Annotated in this window: 1 protein-coding gene; it reads right to left on the minus strand. The window is 61.9% G+C overall.

All coding sequences use genetic code 11. From position 1 onward, the window contains the following. The coding region (locus AAH979_RS43000; protein WP_346263872.1) for a polyketide synthase at nucleotides 1-1,241 on the minus strand (1,241 nt) is incomplete at both ends.

Raw genomic sequence — 1,241 nt, forward strand, 5'->3', positions numbered from 1 at the left:
CTGGGCGGGGATTCGAGAATCACGTGAGCATTCGTGCCGCTGATACCAAACGACGACACCCCCGCACGCCACGGCCGATCCCGCGCCTCCAAAACAACCGGCTCGGTCAACAACCGCACACCACCATCCCAATCCACCAACGGCGACGGCTCACCCACATGCAACGTCCGCGGCAACACCCCCGCCCCCAACGCCAACACCATCTTCATCACACCCGCCACACCCGCAGCCGCCTGCGTATGACCCACATTCGACTTCAACGAACCAAGCCACACCCCAGACCCATCCACCCGAGCCGCACCATACGTCGCCAACAACGCCTCCGCCTCGATCGGATCACCCAACCGAGTACCAGTCCCATGCCCCTCCACCACATCAACATCCGCCGCATCCACACCCGCCGCCGCCAACGCCTGCCGAATCACCCGCTGCTGCGACAAACCATTCGGCGCAGTCAAACCATTCGACGCACCATCCTGATTCACCGCCGAACCCCGCACCACCCCCAACACCCGCCGACCATCACGAACAGCAGACGACAACGACTGCACCACCAACACACCCACACCCTCAGACCAACCCGTACCATCAGCCGCCGCCGAAAACGCCTTACACCTCCCATCCCCCGCCAACCCACCCTGCCGATCAAACTCCACAAACAACCCCGGCGTCGCCATCACCGTCACACCACCCACCAACGCCAAATCACACTCCCCCGCCCGCAACGCCTGACCCGCCAAATGCAACGCCACCAACGACGACGAACACGCCGTATCCACCGACACCGCCGGACCCTCCAACCCCAACACATACGCAATCCGACCAGACGCCACACTCACCGCCCCACCCGTCAACCCATAACCCTCCACCTGAACACCAGCCTCACCCAACCGAAACCCATACTCCTGACCCATCACACCCACAAACACACCCGTCGGCGAACCACGCAAAGAATCAGGCGCAATACCAGCCCGCTCCAACGCCTCCCACGAAACCTCCAACAACAACCGCTGCTGCGGATCCATCGCCAAAGCCTCACGCGGCGAAATACCAAACAACTCAGCATCAAAACCCGCCGCCACATCCAAAAACCCACCCACCCGAGCAAAAGAACCCTCAACCACCCAACCACGATCAACCGGAAAACCACCAACAACATCCCGACCCTCAACCACCACCCCCCACAAATCCTCCGGCGAACCCACCCCACCCGGAAAACGACAACCCATACCCACAATCGC

This window comes from Plantactinospora sp. ZYX-F-223 (assembly GCF_039649625.1).
GTDB lineage: Bacteria > Actinomycetota > Actinomycetes > Mycobacteriales > Micromonosporaceae > Plantactinospora.